Below are 20,531 nucleotides of genomic sequence, written 5' to 3'. Positions count from 1 at the left end.
ACAGCAGTAAACGTACTTTGGGCTGCATCCGGAACCTTCCGGATGTTGCTGTCAAAGACCGCTGGAGCAGGGCAGTGGAAGGAATCTACCTTCCGCAAGGAAAGCAGCACCGCCCCTGCCTCGCTTAATCCCGGAGCTCACACAGTCCGGATCCAGCGTAGACGGCGTCCCCAGGAAGATTTCTTTACCCGAAGAACTCGTCCAGGCGCCGCATTCGGTTGACGCGCAAGGCTCTGGCCCCAAGCGTCTTTTGATGGAGTGTTCAAACCGTGAGTCTCAATCGTCAAGAGAAAGCGGTGGTAATCGAGGAAGTCTCGGCGGTCGTCGCCAAGGCCCAATCGATTGTTATCGCTGAGTACCGTGGTCTGGACGTCGCCTCTGTCACCGTACTGCGCAAAACTGCGCGTGAATCGGGCGTGTATCTGCGTGTTCTGAAGAACTCGCTGGCCCGTCGTGCTGTTGCCGGCACGGCTTTCGAGCCGTTGGCTGAGCAACTGACCGGTCCGCTGATCTATGGCATCAGCGCTGATCCGGTTTCGGCGGCCAAGGTCATTGCTGGTTTCGCAAAAAGCAACGATAAGCTGGTCATCAAGGCGGGCGCTCTGCCCAACAACTTGCTGAACCAAGAAGGTGTGAAGGCTCTGGCCACCATGCCCTCGCGCGAAGAGTTGCTGTCGAAGCTGCTTGGCACCATGCAAGCCCCCATCGCGCAATTCGTGCGTACGCTCAACGAAGTTCCGACCAAGTTCGCCCGTGGCCTCGCCGCCGTGCGCGACCAGAAGGCAGCGGCCTAATCGCCCTGCTGTCCGGAATTCGCTGAACGACGAAGCGACACCCAAACCCTGGCATTACCAAAATATTTGGAGTTCTGAAAAATGGCACTTAACAAAGCTGAAATCCTTGACGCCATCGCTGGCATGACCGTGCTCGAGCTGTCCGAGCTGATCAAGGAAATGGAAGAGAAGTTCGGCGTGTCGGCTGCTGCCGCTGCCGTCGCTGTTGCTGCTCCCGCCGCTGGTGGCGCTGCCGCCGCTGCTGAAGAGCAAACCGAGTTCACCGTCGTCCTGCAAGAAGCCGGCGCGAACAAGGTCAGCGTCATCAAGGCCGTGCGCGAGCTGACCGGTCTGGGTCTGAAGGAAGCCAAGGACCTGGTCGACGGCGCTCCGAAGCCCGTCAAGGAAGCTGTGGCCAAGGCTGACGCCGAAGCCGCCAAGAAGAAGCTGGAAGAAGCTGGCGCCAAGGTCGAAGTCAAGTAAGACCTGCGTCAACTGCCCGGGGACAGCACAGTTTGCAGTCCCCGGGCTTTTGCGTTTCCAGGAAACCCCTACTGGGGGTATGCCCATTCAGTGGGGTTTCCTGGAGTCGTATCACCTGGGGCCGTGGTTGACGGCCCATGCAACCTCGAGTCGGAGTGCTCATGCCTTACTCGTACACCGAAAAAAAGCGCATCCGCAAAAGCTTCGCCAAGCGTGAAGACGTTCAAAACGTTCCCTTCCTTTTGGCGACTCAGCTTCAATCCTACCTAACTTTCCTGCAGGCGGATACCGCCCCGTCCGAACGCGTAGCCGACGGTTTGCAGGCGGCGTTCTCGTCGATTTTCCCGATCGTTAGTCACAACGGTATGGCGCGCTTGGAGTTCGTGAGCTACGTGCTCGGCGAACCGGTGTTCGATGTCAAGGAATGTCAGCAACGTGGCCTGACCTATGCCTCGCCCCTGCGAGCCAAGGTCCGCCTGGTGCTGCTTGACCGCGAAGTCAGCAAGCCCACCGTGAAGGAAGTGAAGGAACAGGAAGTCTACATGGGCGAAATTCCGCTCATGACGGGCACGGGTTCCTTCGTCATCAACGGCACGGAGCGTGTCATCGTTTCGCAGCTGCACCGCTCGCCTGGCGTGTTCTTCGAACACGACCGCGGCAAGACGCACAGCTCGGGCAAGCTCCTGTTCTCGGCCCGCGTGATTCCTTACCGCGGTTCGTGGCTGGACTTCGAATTCGATCCGAAGGACGTCCTGTTCTTCCGCGTCGACCGCCGTCGCAAGATGCCTGTCACGATCCTGTGCAAGGCCATCGGCATGACGCCGGAATCCATCCTGGCCAACTTCTTCGACTTCGACAACTTCGAATTGAAGAGCGAAGGCGCGATGATGGAATTCGTGCCTGAGCGTTGGAAGGGCGAAATGGCCCGTTTCGATATCGCCGACCGTTCGGGCAAGGTGATCGTCGAAAAGGACAAGCGCATCAACGCCAAGCACCTGCGCGACCTGGCTGCCGGCGGCATCCAGCGTATCTCCGTGCCGGAAGATTTCCTGTACGGCCGCGTGCTGGCCAAGAACATCGTTGACGAAGATACTGGCGAAGTCATCGCCAACGCCAACGACGAGATCACGGAAAGCGTGCTGGGCGCCCTGCGCGCCGCCAACGTGCACGACTTCCAGGCGCTGTACACCAACGACCTGGACCGCGGTCCCTACATCTCGCAAACGCTGCGCACCGATGAAACCGCCGACCAGATGGCCGCGCGCGTTGCCATCTACCGCATGATGCGTCCTGGCGAGCCGCCCACCGAAGAAGCGGTGGAAGCGCTGTTCCAGCGTCTGTTCTACAGCGAAGAGACGTACGACCTGTCGCGCGTCGGCCGCATGAAGGTCAACAGCCGTCTGGGCCGTGGTGAGGACATCACCGGCCCGATGACGCTGACCAACGAAGACATCCTTGAAACCATCAAGGTGCTGGTTGAGCTGCGTAACGGCCGTGGCCAGATCGATGACATCGATCACTTGGGCAACCGCCGCGTGCGTTGCGTCGGCGAACTGGCCGAAAACCAGTTCCGCGCCGGTCTCGTGCGCGTCGAGCGCGCCGTCAAGGAACGTCTGGGCCAGGCCGAGACGGAAAACCTGATGCCGCACGACCTGATCAACTCCAAGCCGATCTCGGCAGCCATCAAGGAGTTCTTCGGTTCGAGCCAGCTGTCGCAGTTCATGGACCAGACCAACCCGCTGTCGGAAATCACGCACAAGCGTCGTGTTTCCGCACTGGGCCCGGGCGGTCTGACCCGCGAGCGCGCCGGCTTTGAAGTCCGCGACGTGCACCCGACCCACTACGGCCGCGTCTGCCCGATCGAAACGCCGGAAGGCCCGAACATCGGTCTGATCAACTCCATGGCGCTGTACGCTCGCTTGAACGAGTACGGCTTCCTGGAAACGCCTTACCGCAAGATCATCGACGGTCGCGTCAGCGAGCAGATCGATTACCTGTCGGCCATCGAAGAAAGCCACTACGTCATCGCGCAGGCCAACGCCGCGCTCGACGAAGAAGGCCGTTTCGTGGACGACCTGGTCGCCTGCCGTGAAGCTGGCGAAACGATGCTGACCGCCCCGGCCAACGTGCACTACATGGACGTTGCCCCGTCGCAGATCGTGTCGGTCGCTGCCTCGCTGATTCCGTTCCTGGAGCACGACGACGCGAACCGCGCACTGATGGGCGCCAACATGCAACGTCAGGCCGTGCCTTGCCTGCGTCCGGAAAAGCCGGTCGTGGGTACGGGTATCGAGCGCACCGTGGCCGTTGACTCGGGCACCACCGTGCAGGCACTGCGTGGCGGCCTGGTCGACCACGTCGATGCCGAGCGCGTCGTGATTCGCGTGAACGACGAAGAAAACGTCGCCGGCGAAGTGGGCGTCGACATCTACAACCTGATCAAGTACACGCGTTCCAACCAGAACACGAACATCAACCAGCGTCCGATCGTCAAGCGTGGCGACCGCGTTGCCAAGGGCGACGTGCTGGCTGACGGCGCATCGACCGACCTGGGCGAACTCGCCCTGGGTCAGAACATGCTGATCGCGTTCATGCCCTGGAACGGCTACAACTTCGAAGACTCGATCCTGATCTCCGAAAAGGTCGTGGCGGATGACCGCTACACCTCGGTGCACATCGAGGAACTGACGGTTGTCGCCCGCGATACGAAGCTCGGACCGGAAGAAATCACCCGCGACATCAGCAACCTGGCTGAAACGCAGTTGAACCGTCTGGACGATTCCGGCATCACCTACATCGGCGCCGAAGTCAGCGCTGACGACGTGCTGGTCGGCAAGGTCACGCCCAAGGGCGAAACCCAGCTGACGCCGGAAGAAAAGCTGCTGCGCGCCATCTTCGGTGAAAAGGCGTCCGACGTTAAGGACACCTCGCTGCGCGTGCCCTCGGGCATGACCGGCACCGTGATCGACGTGCAGGTGTTCACGCGTGAAGGCATCGTGCGCGACAAGCGCGCCCAGTCCATCATCGACGATGAACTGCGCCGCTATCGCCAGGACCTGAACGACCAGCTGCGCATCGTTGAAAACGACCAGTTCGATCGTATCGAGAAGATGCTGGTCAACAAGACCGTCAACGGCGGCCCGCGCAAGCTGGCCAAGGGCGCGACGATCACCAAGGCGTACCTGGCTGACCTGGATCGCTGGCAGTGGTTCGACATCCGTCTGGCCGATGAGCCGCACGCTGTCGTGCTGGAACAAGCCAAGGAATCGCTCGAGCAGAAGCGTCACCAGTTCGATCTGGCCTTCGAAGAGAAGCGCAAGAAGCTGACGCAAGGCGACGAGCTGCCCCCGGGCGTGCTGAAGATGATCAAGGTCTACCTGGCCGTGAAGCGTCGTCTGCAGCCTGGCGACAAGATGGCAGGCCGTCACGGCAACAAGGGTGTCGTGTCGCGCATCACGCCGGTGGAAGACATGCCCCACATGGCTGACGGCACGCCGGCCGACATCGTTCTGAACCCGCTGGGCGTGCCCTCGCGGATGAACGTCGGCCAGGTGCTGGAAGTTCACTTGGGCTGGGCTGCCAAGGGCGTTGGCCATCGCATCGCAGACATGCTGCGCGATGAGCGTTCGGCGCAGGTCAAGAACGTCCGTGCGTATCTGGACAAGGTCTACAACACGACCGGCTCCGGCGCGCGCATCGACGAACTGACCGATGACGAAGTCATGGAAATGGCCCAGAACCTCAAGAACGGCGTGCCGTTCGCGACGCCCGTCTTCGACGGCGCGACCGAAGAGGAAATCACCAAGATGCTGGAGCTGGCCTATCCGGACGACGTCGCCGAGCGCATGGCGCTGACGCCTTCGCGTACGCAGGCATGGCTGTTCGACGGCCGCACGGGCGAGCAATTCGAGCGCCCCGTGACTGTCGGCTACATGCACTACCTGAAGCTGCACCACTTGGTCGACGACAAGATGCACGCGCGTTCCACCGGCCCGTACTCGCTGGTGACTCAGCAGCCGCTGGGCGGCAAGGCGCAGTTCGGCGGCCAGCGTTTCGGGGAAATGGAAGTGTGGGCGCTGGAAGCATACGGCGCCGCCTACACCCTGCAGGAAATGCTGACGGTGAAGTCGGACGACATCAACGGTCGTACCAAGGTTTACGAAAACATCGTCAAGGGCGACCACGTGATCGATGCCGGCATGCCGGAATCGTTCAACGTTCTGGTCAAGGAAATCCGCTCGTTGGCCCTGGACATGGATTTGGAGCGTAACTAATGAAAGCGCTACTCGACCTCTTTAAGCAAGTCTCTCAAGACGAGCAGTTCGATGCCATCAAGATCGGCATCGCCTCGCCCGAGAAGATCCGTTCGTGGTCCTACGGCGAAGTCCGCAAGCCCGAGACGATCAACTACCGCACGTTCAAGCCCGAGCGTGACGGCCTGTTCTGCTCCAAGATCTTTGGCCCGATCAAAGACTACGAGTGCCTGTGCGGCAAGTACAAGCGCCTGAAGCACCGTGGCGTGATCTGCGAAAAGTGCGGCGTGGAAGTCACCGTCGCCAAGGTTCGCCGTGAACGCATGGGCCACATCGAGCTGGCCAGCCCCGTCGCGCACATCTGGTTCCTGAAGAGCCTGCCGTCGCGTCTGGGCATGGTGCTCGACATGACCCTGCGTGACATCGAACGCGTGCTGTACTTCGAAGCCTGGTGCGTGATCGAACCTGGCATGACGCCGCTCAAGCGCGGTCAGATCATGTCGGACGACGATTTCCTGGCCAAGACCGAGGAATACGGCGACGACTTCCGTGCCCTGATGGGCGCGGAAGCCGTGCGCGAACTGCTGCGCACCATCGACATCGACCGCGAAGTGGAAACGCTGCGCGGCGAACTGAAGGCCACGAGCTCGGAAGCCAAGATCAAGAAGATCTCCAAGCGCCTGAAGGTGCTGGAAGGCTTCCAGAAGTCCGGCATCAAGGCCGAGTGGATGGTCATGGAAGTGCTGCCCGTGCTGCCGCCGGACCTGCGTCCGCTGGTGCCGCTGGACGGCGGCCGCTTCGCGACCTCCGACCTGAACGACCTGTACCGCCGCGTCATCAACCGCAACAACCGCCTGAAGCGTCTGCTCGAGCTCAAGGCGCCTGAAATCATCCTGCGCAACGAAAAGCGCATGCTGCAGGAAGCGGTCGACTCGCTGCTGGACAACGGCCGCCGTGGCAAGGCCATGACGGGCGCCAACAAGCGCCAGCTCAAGTCCCTGGCCGACATGATCAAGGGCAAGAGCGGTCGTTTCCGTCAGAACCTGCTGGGCAAGCGCGTCGACTACTCGGGCCGTTCGGTCATCGTGGTGGGTCCGCAGCTCAAGCTGCATCAGTGCGGTCTGCCCAAGCTGATGGCCCTGGAACTGTTCAAGCCGTTCATCTTCAATCGTCTGGAGATGATGGGCCTGGCCACGACCATCAAGGCTGCCAAGAAACTGGTCGAAAGCCAGGAACCGGTGGTCTGGGACATCCTGGAAGAAGTCATCCGCGAACACCCGGTCATGCTGAACCGTGCGCCGACGCTGCACCGCCTGGGCATCCAGGCGTTCGAGCCGGTGCTGATCGAAGGCAAGGCCATCCAGCTGCACCCGCTGGTTTGCGCGGCGTTCAACGCCGACTTCGACGGTGACCAGATGGCCGTTCACGTGCCGCTGTCGCTGGAAGCCCAGCTGGAAGCGCGCACGCTGATGCTCGCGTCCAACAACGTGCTGTTCCCGGCCAACGGCGAACCGTCGATCGTGCCGTCGCAGGATATCGTGCTGGGTCTGTACTACACGACCCGCGAGCGCATCAACGGCCGTGGCGAAGGCATCTTCTTCACGGACGTTGCTGAAGTCCAGCGCGCCTACGACAACAACGAAGTCGAGCTGCAAAGCCGCGTCACCGTGCGCCTGAAGGAACACGAGCGCGACGAGAACGGCGAATGGCAGCCGGTGATCCGCCGTCACGAGACGACGGTCGGCCGTGCGCTGCTGTCCGAGATCCTGCCCAAGGGCCTGCCCTTCACCGTCCTGAACAAGGCGCTGAAGAAGAAGGAAATCTCGCGCCTGATCAACCAGTCGTTCCGCCGCTGCGGCCTGCGCGACACGGTGATCTTCGCCGACAAGCTGATGCAGTCGGGCTTCCGCCTGGCCACGCGCGGCGGTATCTCGATCGCCATGGGCGACATGCTGATCCCGACCGCCAAGGAAGGCATCCTGGCCGAAGCCAGCCGCGAAGTGAAGGAAATCGACAAGCAGTACTCGTCGGGTCTGGTCACGTCCCAAGAGCGCTACAACAACGTTGTGGACATCTGGGGCAAGGCTGGCGACAAGGTCGGCAAGGCGATGATGGAACAACTGGCCACCGAGCCCGTGACCAACCGTCACGGCGAGGAAGTGCGCCAGGAGTCCTTCAACTCCATCTACATGATGGCTGACTCGGGCGCCCGCGGTTCGGCCGCCCAGATCCGCCAGCTGGCCGGCATGCGCGGCCTGATGGCCAAGCCGGACGGCTCGATTATCGAAACGCCCATTACCGCAAACTTCCGTGAAGGCCTGAACGTACTCCAGTACTTCATCTCCACTCACGGTGCGCGTAAGGGTCTGGCCGATACGGCACTGAAGACCGCGAACTCGGGTTACCTGACTCGCCGTCTGGTCGACGTGACGCAGGATCTGGTCATCACGGAAGACGACTGCGGCACTTCGCAGGGCTACAACATGAAGGCCCTGGTCGAAGGCGGTGAAGTCATCGAACCGCTGCGCGACCGTATTCTGGGCCGCGTGGCTGCCGTGGACATCGTCAACCCGGACACGCAGGAAACGGCCATCGTCGCCGGCACCCTGCTGGACGAAGATCTGGTCGACACCATCGACCGCATCGGCGTGGACGAAGTCAAGGTCCGCACGCCGCTGACCTGCGAAACGCGTCATGGTCTGTGCGCGCACTGCTACGGCCGCGACCTGGGTCGTGGTTCGCCGGTCAACCAGGGCGAGGCAGTTGGCGTTATCGCTGCTCAGTCCATCGGTGAACCGGGCACGCAGCTCACGATGCGTACGTTCCACATCGGTGGCGCGGCATCGCGTTCGGCCCTGGCCAGCGCGGTGGAAACCAAGTCGACCGGTACCGTCGGTTTTGCCAGCACGATGCGCTACGTCACGAACGCCAAGGGCGAACGTGTTGCGATCTCGCGCTCGGGCGAACTGGCGATCTTCGACGACAACGGCCGCGAACGCGAACGTCACAAGATCCCGTACGGCGCGACCGTGCTGGTGGGCGATGGCGAGGCCGTGAAGGCCGGCGCGCGCCTGGCAACGTGGGATCCGCTGACCCGTCCGATCGTGTCGGAATACGGCGGCGCCGTCCGCTTCGAGAACATCGAAGAAGGCGTGACCGTTGCCAAGCAGGTGGACGAAGTCACCGGCCTGTCGACGCTCGTCGTCATCACGCCGAAGACCCGTGGCGGCAAGATCGTCATGCGTCCGCAGATCAAGCTGGTCAACGAGAACGGCGAAGACGTCAAGATCGCCGGCACCGATCACTCGGTGAACATCTCGTTCCCGGTGGGTGCGCTGATCACGGTGCGTGACGGCCAGCAGGTTGCCGTGGGTGAAGTTCTGGCGCGTATTCCGCAAGAATCGCAAAAGACCCGCGACATTACCGGCGGTCTGCCGCGTGTGGCCGAACTGTTCGAAGCTCGTTCGCCGAAGGACGCCGGCATGCTCGCCGACGTCACCGGTACGGTTTCGTTCGGCAAGGACACCAAGGGCAAGCAGCGTCTGGTCATCACCGACCTGGAAGGCGTGAGCCACGAGTTCCTGATTCCGAAGGAAAAGCAGGTTCTGGTGCACGACGGCCAGGTGGTGAACAAGGGCGAAATGATCGTGGACGGCCCGGCCGATCCCCACGACATCCTGCGCCTGCAAGGCATCGAGAAGCTGGCGACGTACATCGTCGACGAAGTGCAGGACGTTTACCGTCTGCAGGGCGTGAAGATCAACGACAAGCACATTGAAGTGATTGTTCGTCAGATGCTGCGTCGTGTGAACATCGTTGACGCTGGCGACACCGAGTTCATCCCGGGCGAGCAAGTCGAGCGCTCCGAGCTGCTCAACGAGAACGACCGCGTCACCGCTGCCGATCTGCGTCCGGCCTCGTACGACAACGTGCTGCTCGGTATCACGAAGGCCTCGCTGTCGACCGACTCGTTCATCTCGGCCGCTTCGTTCCAGGAGACCACCCGTGTCCTGACCGAAGCCGCCATCATGGGCAAGCGCGACGACCTGCGCGGCTTGAAGGAAAACGTCATCGTCGGCCGCCTCATCCCGGCGGGTACCGGCCTGGCTTACCACCATGCACGCCGCGACAAGGAACTGCTGGAGGCGGCGGAACGCGAAGCCGCTCGCCAGCAGGCCAACCCGTTCGAAGACGCACCGGTCACGGTGGGTTCGGACGCCGAGACGCCTGCTTCCGACGTGGGTACGGACGACGCCGCCGAATAAGCGGAACGCCCAGACAGGTTCCACCGCGAGGTTGCGGTGGAACCCGGAAAATCAAAAGGCCGCTGATGCAAATCAGCGGCCTTTTTACTTGCGAAGGAAAGGGTGCGGCAGGACTACTTGGGGGCCTGGGCGCGTGCGCGCTGGAAGACCGGTCCCCAGACCGGATGACCGGCTTCTGCGGGGGCGAGTTCGAACGCCGGATCCAGCACCAGGATGCGCGCGAAGCTGTCCTCACAAAGCTGGGTATAACGCGTCACGCAGTAGCTGAAAGCCTGAAGCTTGTAGGCTTCTATGCGCACCGCTTTGGACGAGGTGGCTAGCGCATCGGACCTGGCGACGCCACGGATGACTTCGCCGTAACGGCCGGCGCTGTACTGGTCGCGCACCTGCTGCAGCTCGGCCAGGGCTTCGGCCGTCGGAGGGCTCTCGGGTTGCGGTTTGGAGATGCCCGTGCAACCGGCCAGGAGGGCCGATACGCCAAGCAGACTGCTCAGGATGCGAATTTTCATGGCTTCCAAAGATGTAGGGTGGTGACGCAGTACGCTATCGTGCCACAGCCTGATGCGCTCGGACATTTTCGGCAATGTCCTTACCTTGCGGATTGGATAATATTCCGCCTAAATAGCCCCTGAACCCGTTTTGGCGCGCACGCGCAGCTTCGATGATGTCTACTCCCGCCGGCTTGTTGACGCCGCGTGGCCCCTTTTCCGGCGCCGCGCCGTTGGCCCTGCGCCCGTTGAGCGCCATCGCCGCCAGCGCGGCAGGCGGGGTGCCGGAGTCGCGCATCAAGCGGCTTCTGTCCGATCTGCTGCCTTCCCTCATCGCACTGCATGCGCAGGGAGAAATCTGTGGCGACATTTCGCTCGAAACGGTTGGCATGGACGAGGGCGCGCGCGCGCATCTGCTGCCTGAACTGGCGGTAGCGCGGTCGCGCCGATCCAGCCGGACGCCGGCCGCCGGCTTCGCGCCGTTCGAGCTGTACACCGATTCCATGGAATGGCCGCGCGGTCCCTGGTCGGACATCTACTCCCTGTGCGCCGTGGCGTACGCCCTGGTGCTCGGCAGCCGGCCGCCGCCGGCGCCGGAACGCCGCGCCCACGATGAATACGAAGCGCTCGCGGAAATGGGGCTGCCCAAGTACAGCCAGGACTTCCTCCGTGTCATCGACGCGGGCATGTCGATGGACACCAAGGCGCGGCCGCAGTCTTTGGCGGAGCTGGCCAGCCTGTTGGGTGTTGCGGCCTACGATGAGCCGGAAGCGCCCGAAGACGAATTGGATGAAGCGGCCAAGGTCGCGCCCGTGGCAGGTTTTCCGGAACGGCGCGAGCCCGCCCGCCGGCGGGGACCGCTGCTGTTCTGGCTGCTGATTCTGGCGCTCATCGGCGCGGGCATCTACGCGTGGTTCCAGTGGGGCAAGGGCACGCCCAACGCCCTCATCACCCGCTCCGAAGTCGTGCAGCCGAATCCGCCCGTCGTGCATCCCTTGCCGCAGACCCCAGCACCCGCGCCGCCACCGGCGCCGACGGCCACGCAGGCGCCCGCGGATCTGCCGTCGTTGACGGCCAGTGGCGCCGCGGCGGGGCAGCCAGCCGCGGCCGGGGCCGCCATCACGCCTGACTCGTCATCCGCAGGGGCGCAGTCGAATCCGGCCAATACCGCGGAGGCGCAGCCGGCGCCCGCTGCGCAGGAAGCGGCGCCGCCCGCTGCCGTCACTGAAGAAGCGCCAAAGCCCAAGCCGGTACCCGTCACTGTTCGGCTGGATATCCATCCCTGGGGTGAAGTCTGGATCAACGGCGTGGCGCGCGGCATCAGTCCGCCGGTCAAGGATCTCAAGCTGATTCCGGGCAAGTATCAGGTGGTCGTGCGCAACGCCGACCTGCCGCCCATGCGCATGACGCTCGAGGTCAAGCCGGGCAGGCCCGCAGTCATTTCGCACACCTTCCAGTAGGGAAGGCGGATTACACCTTCGGCAGGTGCAGGATGAACTCGGAGCCGACGCCGAGTTCGCTGTGCACTTCGATGCGTCCGCCGTGGCGTTTTGCCACGGTGTGCACAAAGGCCAGCCCCAACCCCGCGCCGCCGACATCCCCCCGCGTTTCAACGCCCACACGTGCAAAGGGCTCGAAGAGCCGGGCGACGTCCTGCGCGGCGATTCCCTGGCCCTGATCCTGGACGCGCACGCGCCAGAAGCCGGGCTGTTCGTCGATGCCGCACTCGACACGCGTGCCGTTGGCGCTGTACTTGATGGCGTTGTCGACCAGGTTGCACAGTGCGCGCATCAGCAGCGTCTGTTCGCCGCGGGTGTAGGCAACCGGCAGCGGCGCACGGGTCTCCAATGCGATTCCGCGCTTGTTGGCCGACGGCCAGAGATCGTCGACGGCGTCCTGCAGCAGGCCGCCCAGATCCAGTTCGATGGTGCTGATCGGCATCGATTCGGCACGCGTCAGATGCACGAAGTCATCGACCAGCGTGAGCGTGCGATTGGCCAGCATTGCAATGCGCTCGAGCGTGTCGTGCCGCACTTCCTGGTGCCCGCCGCTCTGCTGCCCGCCATCCCGCGACAACTCCACCAGCGCAAGAATCGAGCTTTGCGGCGCGCGCATGTCGTGCGAGATGAAGCGCAGCGTCTCTTCGCGTTGCCGCTCGGCCTGGCGAATGCTTGAGATGTCGGTCAGCGTGGCGACCGTCCCCGCGAACTGGCCCTCGGCCGTGTGGATGGGGGCGCATTTCAGGATCAGGTCGCGGCCGGCGCGGTCGCGAACTTCGAGGTCCGCGCTCCAGGGCGAGGTGGCGTCGGCGGGCGGGCGGCCGCTCAGCGCCTCGGCCACGCGCGTCCGCGCTGCCTCGTCGGCCAGGGTATGTTCAAGCAGGTGCGCCGCCGGCCGGCCGATGCGGGGCGGGCGGATGCCAAGCCGCTGGAAGAACATGATGGCGGCCTGGTTGCGAAATCGCACGCGGCCTTCCTGGTCGAACACCAGCGTCGCATCCGGCATGCCGTCGAGCCCGTCAGCCAGGAACCGCCGCAGGTTGCGCACGCGCGCCAGCGCGCGCCGAAGCTCACCCACCCGGCTCTCCAGCGATGCGCTCGGATTGGCGAGTTGCACGCGCGCTTCGTTCAGGATCGGCGGGTACTCGCGCTGCAGGCGCCGCAGCTCCGTGTCCATGTAGCGCAGCGCGGCTTCCTGGTTGCGCCAGCTCCAGAGCGGATAGCACAACGCCACGCCCGCCAACGCGGCTGTCGGCGCGAACCACAGATAGGCCTGGGCAAGCAGCAGCCACGAAGCCAGCGGGATGGCGGCAAGCAGCGCAAGGCTGACGACCAGCGCCTTCTTGGGCGCCAGGCGCCACAATGCCAGGCAGGCGAGCAACACCGGCAACAGCGCGAACAGCGCGCTCCACCAGGCCGGCGGCCGCTGGAACGCGATGTCGTCGCGCGCGGCCTGCAGGACATTGGCGATGATCTCCACGCCCGATATGCCGCTGACGTCGTGCGACACCGGCGTCGGATACTCGTCGCCCAGGCCCGTCGCCCAGGCGCCCACCAGCACATACTTGCCGCGCAGCTCCTCCGGCGGCAGGTCGCCCCGCAGCACGGAAAGGTATGAGACGGTCCGCACGTGGCCGGGCGGGCCGGCATACGGAATCAGGATGCGTCCGTCGGGGTTGGCGCGCTTGAGCAACCGTTGCGCGCGATCCGTCTCGCCACCGACCTCCAGCATCGAGATGGCCAGATGATTCCTGCGGTCGCCGGCAAATTGCGCGGTGAGGGCGGCTTCGCGCACTACGCCGTCCGGGTCGATGACCGCGTTGATGAAGCCGGTGGAAGCCGACGCCTGCGCCAGTTCGGGAATCGGCAGGCCGATGGCCGTCGGATTTTTCAGGCGGTCCAGGACCACCGGCAGCACGGTGTGCGCGTTGCGCCGAATGCTGTCCGCCAGGATGGCGTCATCGGCGGCGTTGACCTTGTCGGGTTCGGCAAAGATGAGATCCACGCCCACGGCTCGCACGCCCGCCAGCCGGTCGAGCATTGCAGCGTGGATGGCACGCCGCCACGGCCAGCGTCCCAGCGCGTCGATGCTCGCGTCGTCGATTGCCACGACCAGGATGCCGGGATCGGCCGGGCGGCCCGTCATCATGACCGCGCGGTCGTAGAAGACCTGGTCTAGACGGCCGAGGCCGTTGAATGTGCCGAGGAACGCGGCCAGCGCCGCCAGCGCCAACGTCAGCCACAGCCCGGACCGCCAGGACCGGTCGAGCGCGTCGGCGGGGTCGGCCATGGCGCTCGTCCTAGTATGCGGTCAGCGTCACAAGCCCGCCCGAGCCGCTGCCAACGCCAAGGCCATACGACGTCATCAACATGTTCGCGCCTTCAAAGGGGCGGACCGAATCCGCCCCGTGCAGGCCCAGGGCATCCACGGCGCGCACCGACACGTAGAACGTGCCCGGCCCCGGCGCGGAAAAGCGGATGTCATTGGCCGGAAAGCTGGCGGACGAAACGGGCAACGCGCCGTCGGCATCGCGCGAGACGCGCACCAGATAGCTTTGTGCGCCTTCGACCGGCGCAAAAGGCACCGACCATGTGCCGCCCGCGCGCACGGGTTCGCCCAATTGGGGCGCCGCCAACAGCGGGCGCACGTCCGACATGGCGCCGTCGGCGCCCACCGCGGCCCCATAGCCTTGTGCCACCGCGACCGGCTTGGCGGGCGAATCGCCGGGCGCATGCGCCTGCAGGCGCACGCTGCCCTCCAGCACTTCGCTATGAACGCCTTGCGCGGTGCTTTGAACACGGAAGCGCGTTCCCCGCACGCCCGTCACGGCGACCGGCGTGCGGATCTCAAATCGGCCCACGCCTTGACCTGCCGGCGCGACGCTCGATTCCAGGCTACCGCGCCGCACATTGATCACCGAATCCGTCAGCGCGGTTCCCTCGAACTGGCGCAGGCGCGTGAGGTCCACCGCGCCGTTGGACGGCAGCGTGAGCCGCGACCCATCGGCAAGCTGCAGCGTGACGAAACCATTGGGGGCGGTTTCCAGCGTGCTGCCTTCCGCCACCGGCGTTCCCGGCTGCACGGACTTGCCATTCAGACTGGCCTGCCCGCTGACATGCACGACCTGCGCCTGCGCGTCGCGCACCGGAATCATCGCCAGGGGAATGTGCAATTCCAATCCGATGGGCAGCAGTTCCGGGGTGACGACCTTGTTGAGCGTCTGCAGCCGGTTCCAGTTGGCCTGGTTGCGCGTGTACTGCGTGGCCAGTTCGATCAGCGTCTCGCCTTGGCGCACGCGATGAATGAAGTCGTCGCCCAATGCGCCGGCGGGCTGGCTGCTCGCGGGGGCGGTCAGCGTCATGCAGGAAACCAGGACAAGCAAAGAAAGCGCGCGGAAGCGGCTCATGGCAAACGATTCTCCAGGGAGACTTGCAGCGCCGCTACGGCGAGAGGTTCTGGCCGTCGTCGGACGGGCTGACCAGTTCGAGCCGGTAGCCAAGCGCATAAGAGGAGGTCAGGCGCACACCATGCTGGGGACGGAGTTGAAGCTTCTGCCGGATGTTCGACAGGTGAGTGTCCAACGTGCGCGAGGTGGCGGGGATTTCACGGTTCCAGACGCATTCGGCGAGCACGTCGCGCGACATGAGCCTGCCGACATTGCGAAAGAACAGCAGCGCCAGCTCGAATTCCTTCGGGGCCAGCGAAACGGCAACGTCATCCAGCGAAACGGTGCGCGCCGCGGGATCGACGCGGTACCGCGCGACGTCGATGGTTTGGTCGACGGGCTCGGCGATCTGGCTGCGGCGCAGCAGCGCCGCGACCCGCGCCAGCAGTTCCAGCGGACGCATCGGCTTGACGATGTAGTCGTCCGCGCCAGCGCGCAGGCCCTCGACCAGATCGTCCTCGGCGGACCGGTTGGTCAGGAATATCACGGGAATGCGCGCACCGATGTGTGCACGCAACCAGCGGACCACGTCGTCACCGTCGATGTCGGGCAGGTGCCAGTCCAGCAGCACCAGGTCATACGTTTCAGTGCGAAGGGCGGCGAGCAGATCCCGGCTCTGGTGATAGCTGGTGCAAGCATAGCCGGCGGCGGTCAGAACTTGCTGGATGCGCCGAGCCTGGTCCAGGTCGTCTTCCAGCGACGCGATTTTCATTGGACGAGTTCTCGCGAAAGTTGGCTGCGCAGGCGCGCATGTGGCGACCTAGCAAAACGAAAGGGGGGATTTATGTAAACGAATGATAACTCGGGAAAACCCTTCGGCGGCTACGTTATGGCAAGAACTGTCAAACATTGCAAAGTTGACGAATCTTGACTGGAGTTGTTGCGTTACCGAGCGCCACACTGTTCCAACGATGTCACCAGCCGCGACACAGCTGGCGGTGCAAGGGGAGGAAATGCAGACCGGAAGAGATATGAATCAATTGCGCATACTTGTGATGTCACCGGACGAAACCGTGCGCGGTTCGTCCGTGTCCACCTTGTTGCTGGCCGGCATCTCGGCCCGCGGCTGCTCGACTTCGCTGGAATTGTTCGGCCTTCTCAGCGGCGGCCAACACGACGCCGTGGTGCTGGACCTCGGCGCGTCGGGCGAAATCGGTTACGCCCTGATTGCGCGCCTGCATGGCTCCGCGCCGCTGGGCGTTGTGGTCGTCGGCAAGGGCATGACCGTGGACAGCCGCCTGCGCTGCCTTCAGAGCGGCGCGGATGCCTGTCTGCCCGAGCCCCAGGACCCGCGCGAATTGGTGGGCATCCTGCTGGCGCTCGCGCGTCGCCTGCCAGCGGTTGCCGATCCCGCCGAACAGCACGATTCGGGCAGCGGCCACTGGGAGCTGCACGACCAAGGGTGGACGCTGGCCGCCCCGACCGGCGTAACGCTGTCGCTGTCCGCCAACGAGCGTCTCATCATTCGCGCCCTGCTGAACGTGGCGGGCAAGGCCGTTGACCGTGGGGCCCTCGGAAATGAATTGCAGGTGGAAGGGGGCGCTGCACGCGCCAGCAGCGCTCGCAGCATCGACGTGATTGTCAGCCGGCTGCGGCGCAAGGCCGAACAGGCCGGCGTGGTGTTGCCGATCCGCACGGTCTATGGCAGCGGCTATCTTTTTACAGACCGCTAACCGCGCAGGCTGTACACTTTGCGATCAACGCCAGAGGGCAGGGATTGCCCGAATAGGGTGTCGCGGTCGACAACTCGTCCCGCTCCCGGATCTGCCTTTTACGTGGCCCCAATTTTCGCCAGCGGCTGCTAAAAGCCCCGCTTTTCGCACCAACTTGCCGCTGCGCGACACTTACAAAAAACTTTGACAGCAGCCCTTCATCTCAGTTATGCTAAAGGGCTTACTGCTTTATTTCGCGCGCAAAATCCGCACGCTCAGGCAGACAGTTCAGGAACAAGACCCAAAGGCGCGTCACGAACCTTTGGCCTTGCCCCAGTTAGTACCAACTGTTTTTCTGGCTGCACCCGGTTTTGTGCGTTTGTCATGGTTTGTTGGCAAGCCCGCTCTTTTACGTATTTGAACGTTTGAGGCGGTTTTGCGCGAACTGCCTTCTCCGAAAGCTCACCCGCTCCAGGAGACGAGTACGTAAGTACTTACCAGTGGTACGTAAAAGGGATTTCAAAGGTCATGCCTACCATTAGCCAACTCGTGCGCAAGCCGCGCGAAGTCAGCATCATCAAAAGCAAGAGCCCCGCGCTCGAAAACTGCCCGCAACGCCGCGGCGTGTGCACTCGCGTGTACACCACCACCCCCAAGAAGCCGAACTCCGCTCTGCGTAAGGTTGCCAAAGTGCGTCTGACCAACGGTTACGAAGTCATTTCGTACATCGGCGGTGAAGGCCACAACCTGCAAGAGCACTCGGTGGTTCTGGTGCGTGGCGGCCGTGTGAAGGACTTGCCCGGTGTGCGTTATCACATCGTGCGCGGTTCCCTTGACCTGCAAGGCGTCAAGGACCGTAAGCAAGCCCGCTCGAAGTACGGCGCCAAGCGCCCGAAGAAGGCTTAATAGCAAGTCGGCAGTACCCCCACGTGACGGAAGTCCGTCACCAGGGAAGTGCGACCGCGCCATCCAGATGATGGGAAGGTGCGCGGCACGTAAGGGGTCGTCCCAATGGACGGCCATGGCCGTGTAATGAAACACGGTTCAACTGAACAGACACAAGGAAGCAACAATGCCCCGTCGTCGCGAAGTACCCAAGCGCGAGATTCTGCCCGATCCCAAGTTCGGCAGCGTCGAGCTCGCCAAGTTCATGAACGTCGTCATGCTGGACGGCAAGAAGGCCGTCGCCGAGCGCATCGTTTACGGCGCCCTCGAGCAAGTCTCCACCAAGACCGGCAAAGAGCCGATCGAAGTGTTCAGCCTGGCGATCAACAACATCAAGCCGATCGTCGAAGTGAAGAGCCGCCGCGTTGGCGGTGCCAACTACCAAGTGCCGGTTGAAGTGCGCCCCGTGCGCCGCCTGGCCCTGGCTATGCGTTGGCTCCGTGAAGCCGCCAAGAAGCGTGGCGAGAAGTCGATGGATCTGCGTCTTGCTGGCGAACTGATCGACGCCTCCGAAGGTCGTGGCGCCGCGATGAAGAAGCGCGAAGACACGCACAAGATGGCAGAGGCCAACAAGGCCTTCAGCCATTTCCGCTGGTAATTTAAGGACTAATCCACCATGGCCCGCAAAACCCCGATCGAGCGCTATCGCAACATTGGTATCTCTGCGCACATCGATGCAGGGAAGACCACCACGACCGAACGTATCCTGTTCTATACCGGCGTCAATCACAAGATTGGCGAAGTGCATGATGGCGCAGCCACCATGGACTGGATGGAGCAAGAGCAAGAGCGTGGCATCACCATTACGTCGGCTGCTACGACGGCGTTTTGGCGTGGCATGGCCGGCAATTACCCCGAGCACCGCATCAACATCATCGACACCCCGGGACACGTGGACTTCACCATCGAGGTGGAACGTTCCATGCGCGTCCTGGACGGTGCTTGCATGGTCTATTGCGCGGTGGGCGGTGTTCAGCCCCAGTCCGAAACCGTGTGGCGTCAAGCCAACAAGTACGGCGTGCCGCGTCTGGCCTTCGTCAACAAGATGGACCGCACCGGCGCCAACTTCTTCAAGGTCTATGACCAGCTGAAGAACCGCCTGCGCGCCAATCCTGTGCCGATCGTCATTCCCATCGGCGCCGAAGACACGTTCCAAGGCGTGGTCGACCTGGTCAAGATGAAGGCGATCATTTGGGACGAAGCCAGCCAAGGCACCAAGTTCGACTACAAGGACGTTCCGGCCGAGCTGGAAGGTCTGGCGAACGAATGGCGTGAAAAGCTGGTTGAAGCCGCCGCTGAGTCGTCGGAAGAGCTGATGAACAAGTACCTGGAAACGGGTTCCTTGGAAGAAGCCGAAATCAACCTGGCCATCCGTCAACGCACCATCGCTGGCGAAATCCAGCCGATGCTGTGCGGCACCGCCTTCAAGAACAAGGGCGTGCAGCGCATGCTGGACGCGGTCATCGACTACCTGCCTTCGCCCGTGGACATTCCCCCGGTCGACGGCCAGGACGACGATGGCAATGCGATCAAGCGCAATGCTGACGACTCCGAGAAGTTCTCGGCCCTGGCATTCAAGCTGATGAGCGATCCGTTCGTGGGTCAATTGACCTTCGTGCGTGTGTACTCGGGCGTCCTGAAGTCGGGCGATACGGTCTACAACCCCATCAAGGGCAAGAAGGAACGTATCGGCCGCATTCTGCAGATGCACGCGAACAACCGCGAAGAAATCAAGGAAGTGTTGGCAGGCGACATCGCCGCCGTGGTCGGCCTGAAGGACGTGACCACCGGCGAAACGCTGTGCGACATCGACTCCCACATCCTGCTCGAACGCATGATTTTCCCGGAGCCCGTGATTTCGCAGGCCGTCGAACCCAAGTCGAAGGCTGACCAGGAAAAGATGGGTCTGGCGCTGTCGCGTCTGGCTCAGGAAGATCCGTCGTTCCGCGTGCGCAGCGACGAAGAATCCGGCCAAACCATCATTTCCGGCATGGGCGAGCTCCACCTGGAAATTCTGGTCGACCGCATGAAGCGCGAATTCGGCGTGGAAGCCAACGTCGGCAAGCCGCAAGTGGCCTACCGCGAAACCATCCGCAAGGTCTGCGAAGAAGTCGAAGGCAAGTTCGTCAAGCAGTCGGGCGGTCGTGGTCAGTACGGTCACGTGGTGCTGAAGGTCGAGCCCCTGGCTCCTGGCGGTGGCTACGAATTCGTGGACGCCATCAAGGGCGGTGTGGTTCCTCGCGAATACATCCCCGCGGTGGACAAGGGCATCCAGGAAACGCTGCCTTCGGGCATCCTGGCCGGCTACCCGGTCGTGGACGTCAAGGTCACGCTGTTCTTCGGTTCGTACCACGACGTGGACTCGAACGAAAACGCGTTCAAGATGGCCGGTTCGATGGCATTCAAGGAAGGCATGCGCAAGGCTAGCCCCGTGCTGCTGGAACCGATGATGGCCGTCGAAGTCGAAACGCCGGAAGACTACGCTGGCACCGTGATGGGCGATCTGTCCTCGCGGCGCGGCATGGTCCAAGGCATGGACGACATGGTTGGCGGTGGCAAGACCATCAAGGCTGAAGTGCCCCTGGCCGAGATGTTCGGTTACGCCACGAACCTGCGTTCGCTGACGCAAGGCCGTGCAACGTACACGATGGAATTCAAGCATTACTCCGAGGCTCCCAAGAACGTCGCTGACGAAGTCATCGCCGCTCGGGCCAAGTAAATAACCCT

General features: G+C 63.2%; 13 protein-coding genes. 9 read left to right on the top strand and 4 right to left on the bottom strand.

What is annotated here, in order from left to right; genetic code table 11:
* The first annotated feature begins 269 nt into the window (after positions 1-269).
* From rplJ to rpoC, 4 genes are all read left to right on the top strand, one after another.
* Complete coding sequence (rplJ, locus tag CLM73_RS28575; protein ID WP_056571952.1) at positions 270-794, top strand: 50S ribosomal protein L10; 525 nt, start codon at positions 270-272, stop codon at positions 792-794.
* Between the two features lie 81 nt (positions 795-875).
* Positions 876-1,256, top strand: a complete 381-nt coding sequence (gene rplL, locus CLM73_RS28570) for a 50S ribosomal protein L7/L12 (RefSeq protein WP_008157777.1) — start codon at positions 876-878, stop codon at positions 1,254-1,256.
* A gap of 161 nt (positions 1,257-1,417) precedes the next feature.
* Positions 1,418-5,530, top strand: a complete 4,113-nt coding sequence (rpoB, locus tag CLM73_RS28565) for a DNA-directed RNA polymerase subunit beta (RefSeq protein WP_105241270.1) — start codon at positions 1,418-1,420, stop codon at positions 5,528-5,530.
* Positions 5,530-9,774 (top strand): DNA-directed RNA polymerase subunit beta', encoded by a 4,245-nt coding sequence (gene rpoC, locus CLM73_RS28560; protein ID WP_105241269.1) that lies wholly within the window; start codon positions 5,530-5,532, stop codon positions 9,772-9,774. Before rpoB ends, rpoC begins: the two co-directional genes overlap by 1 nt.
* Positions 9,775-9,887: 113 nt before the next feature.
* On the opposite strand, the gene CLM73_RS28555 is transcribed toward rpoC, so the two are convergent.
* Positions 9,888-10,283, bottom strand: coding sequence for a TssQ family T6SS-associated lipoprotein (locus CLM73_RS28555; protein ID WP_105241268.1), 396 nt, complete (start codon positions 10,281-10,283; stop codon positions 9,888-9,890).
* Positions 10,284-10,438: 155 nt separating this feature from the next.
* Here CLM73_RS28555 and CLM73_RS28550 point away from each other — a divergent pair, with 155 nt between their 5' ends.
* Positions 10,439-11,722, top strand: a complete 1,284-nt coding sequence (locus CLM73_RS28550) for a serine/threonine protein kinase (RefSeq protein WP_105241763.1) — start codon at positions 10,439-10,441, stop codon at positions 11,720-11,722.
* A gap of 10 nt (positions 11,723-11,732) precedes the next feature.
* Here CLM73_RS28550 and CLM73_RS28545 read toward each other — a convergent pair whose 3' ends face one another.
* The 3 genes from CLM73_RS28545 to CLM73_RS28535 are packed head-to-tail and all read right to left on the bottom strand — an operon-like array spanning position 11,733 to position 15,919.
* Positions 11,733-14,051 (bottom strand): CHASE2 domain-containing protein, encoded by a 2,319-nt coding sequence (locus CLM73_RS28545; RefSeq protein WP_105241267.1) that lies wholly within the window; start codon positions 14,049-14,051, stop codon positions 11,733-11,735.
* A gap of 10 nt (positions 14,052-14,061) precedes the next feature.
* Complete coding sequence (locus tag CLM73_RS28540; RefSeq protein WP_105241266.1) at positions 14,062-15,168, bottom strand: FecR domain-containing protein; 1,107 nt, start codon at positions 15,166-15,168, stop codon at positions 14,062-14,064.
* Between the two features lie 34 nt (positions 15,169-15,202).
* Complete coding sequence (locus CLM73_RS28535) at positions 15,203-15,919, bottom strand: response regulator transcription factor (RefSeq protein WP_105241265.1); 717 nt, start codon at positions 15,917-15,919, stop codon at positions 15,203-15,205.
* A 259-nt stretch (positions 15,920-16,178) separates the two neighbouring features.
* Here CLM73_RS28535 and CLM73_RS28530 point away from each other — a divergent pair, with 259 nt between their 5' ends.
* From CLM73_RS28530 to fusA, 4 genes are all read left to right on the top strand, one after another.
* On the top strand, positions 16,179-16,880 hold the full coding sequence (locus tag CLM73_RS28530; RefSeq protein WP_105241264.1) for a response regulator transcription factor: 702 nt from the start codon (positions 16,179-16,181) through the stop codon (positions 16,878-16,880).
* Positions 16,881-17,387: 507 nt separating this feature from the next.
* Entirely contained in the window at positions 17,388-17,765 is a 378-nt protein-coding gene (gene rpsL / locus CLM73_RS28525; RefSeq protein ID WP_005017264.1) for a 30S ribosomal protein S12, read from the top strand.
* 166 nt (positions 17,766-17,931) lie between these two features.
* Positions 17,932-18,402, top strand: coding sequence for a 30S ribosomal protein S7 (gene rpsG / locus CLM73_RS28520; protein WP_105241263.1), 471 nt, complete (start codon positions 17,932-17,934; stop codon positions 18,400-18,402).
* Positions 18,403-18,420: 18 nt separating this feature from the next.
* Complete coding sequence (fusA, locus tag CLM73_RS28515; protein ID WP_105241262.1) at positions 18,421-20,523, top strand: elongation factor G; 2,103 nt, start codon at positions 18,421-18,423, stop codon at positions 20,521-20,523.
* Positions 20,524-20,531 lie beyond the last annotated feature (8 nt).

Source organism: Achromobacter spanius (assembly GCF_002966795.1).
GTDB lineage: Bacteria > Pseudomonadota > Gammaproteobacteria > Burkholderiales > Burkholderiaceae_B > Achromobacter > Achromobacter spanius_D.
The sequence above is the reverse complement of the archived record's forward strand: the minus strand, read 5'-3'. Positions and strand labels throughout refer to the sequence as shown.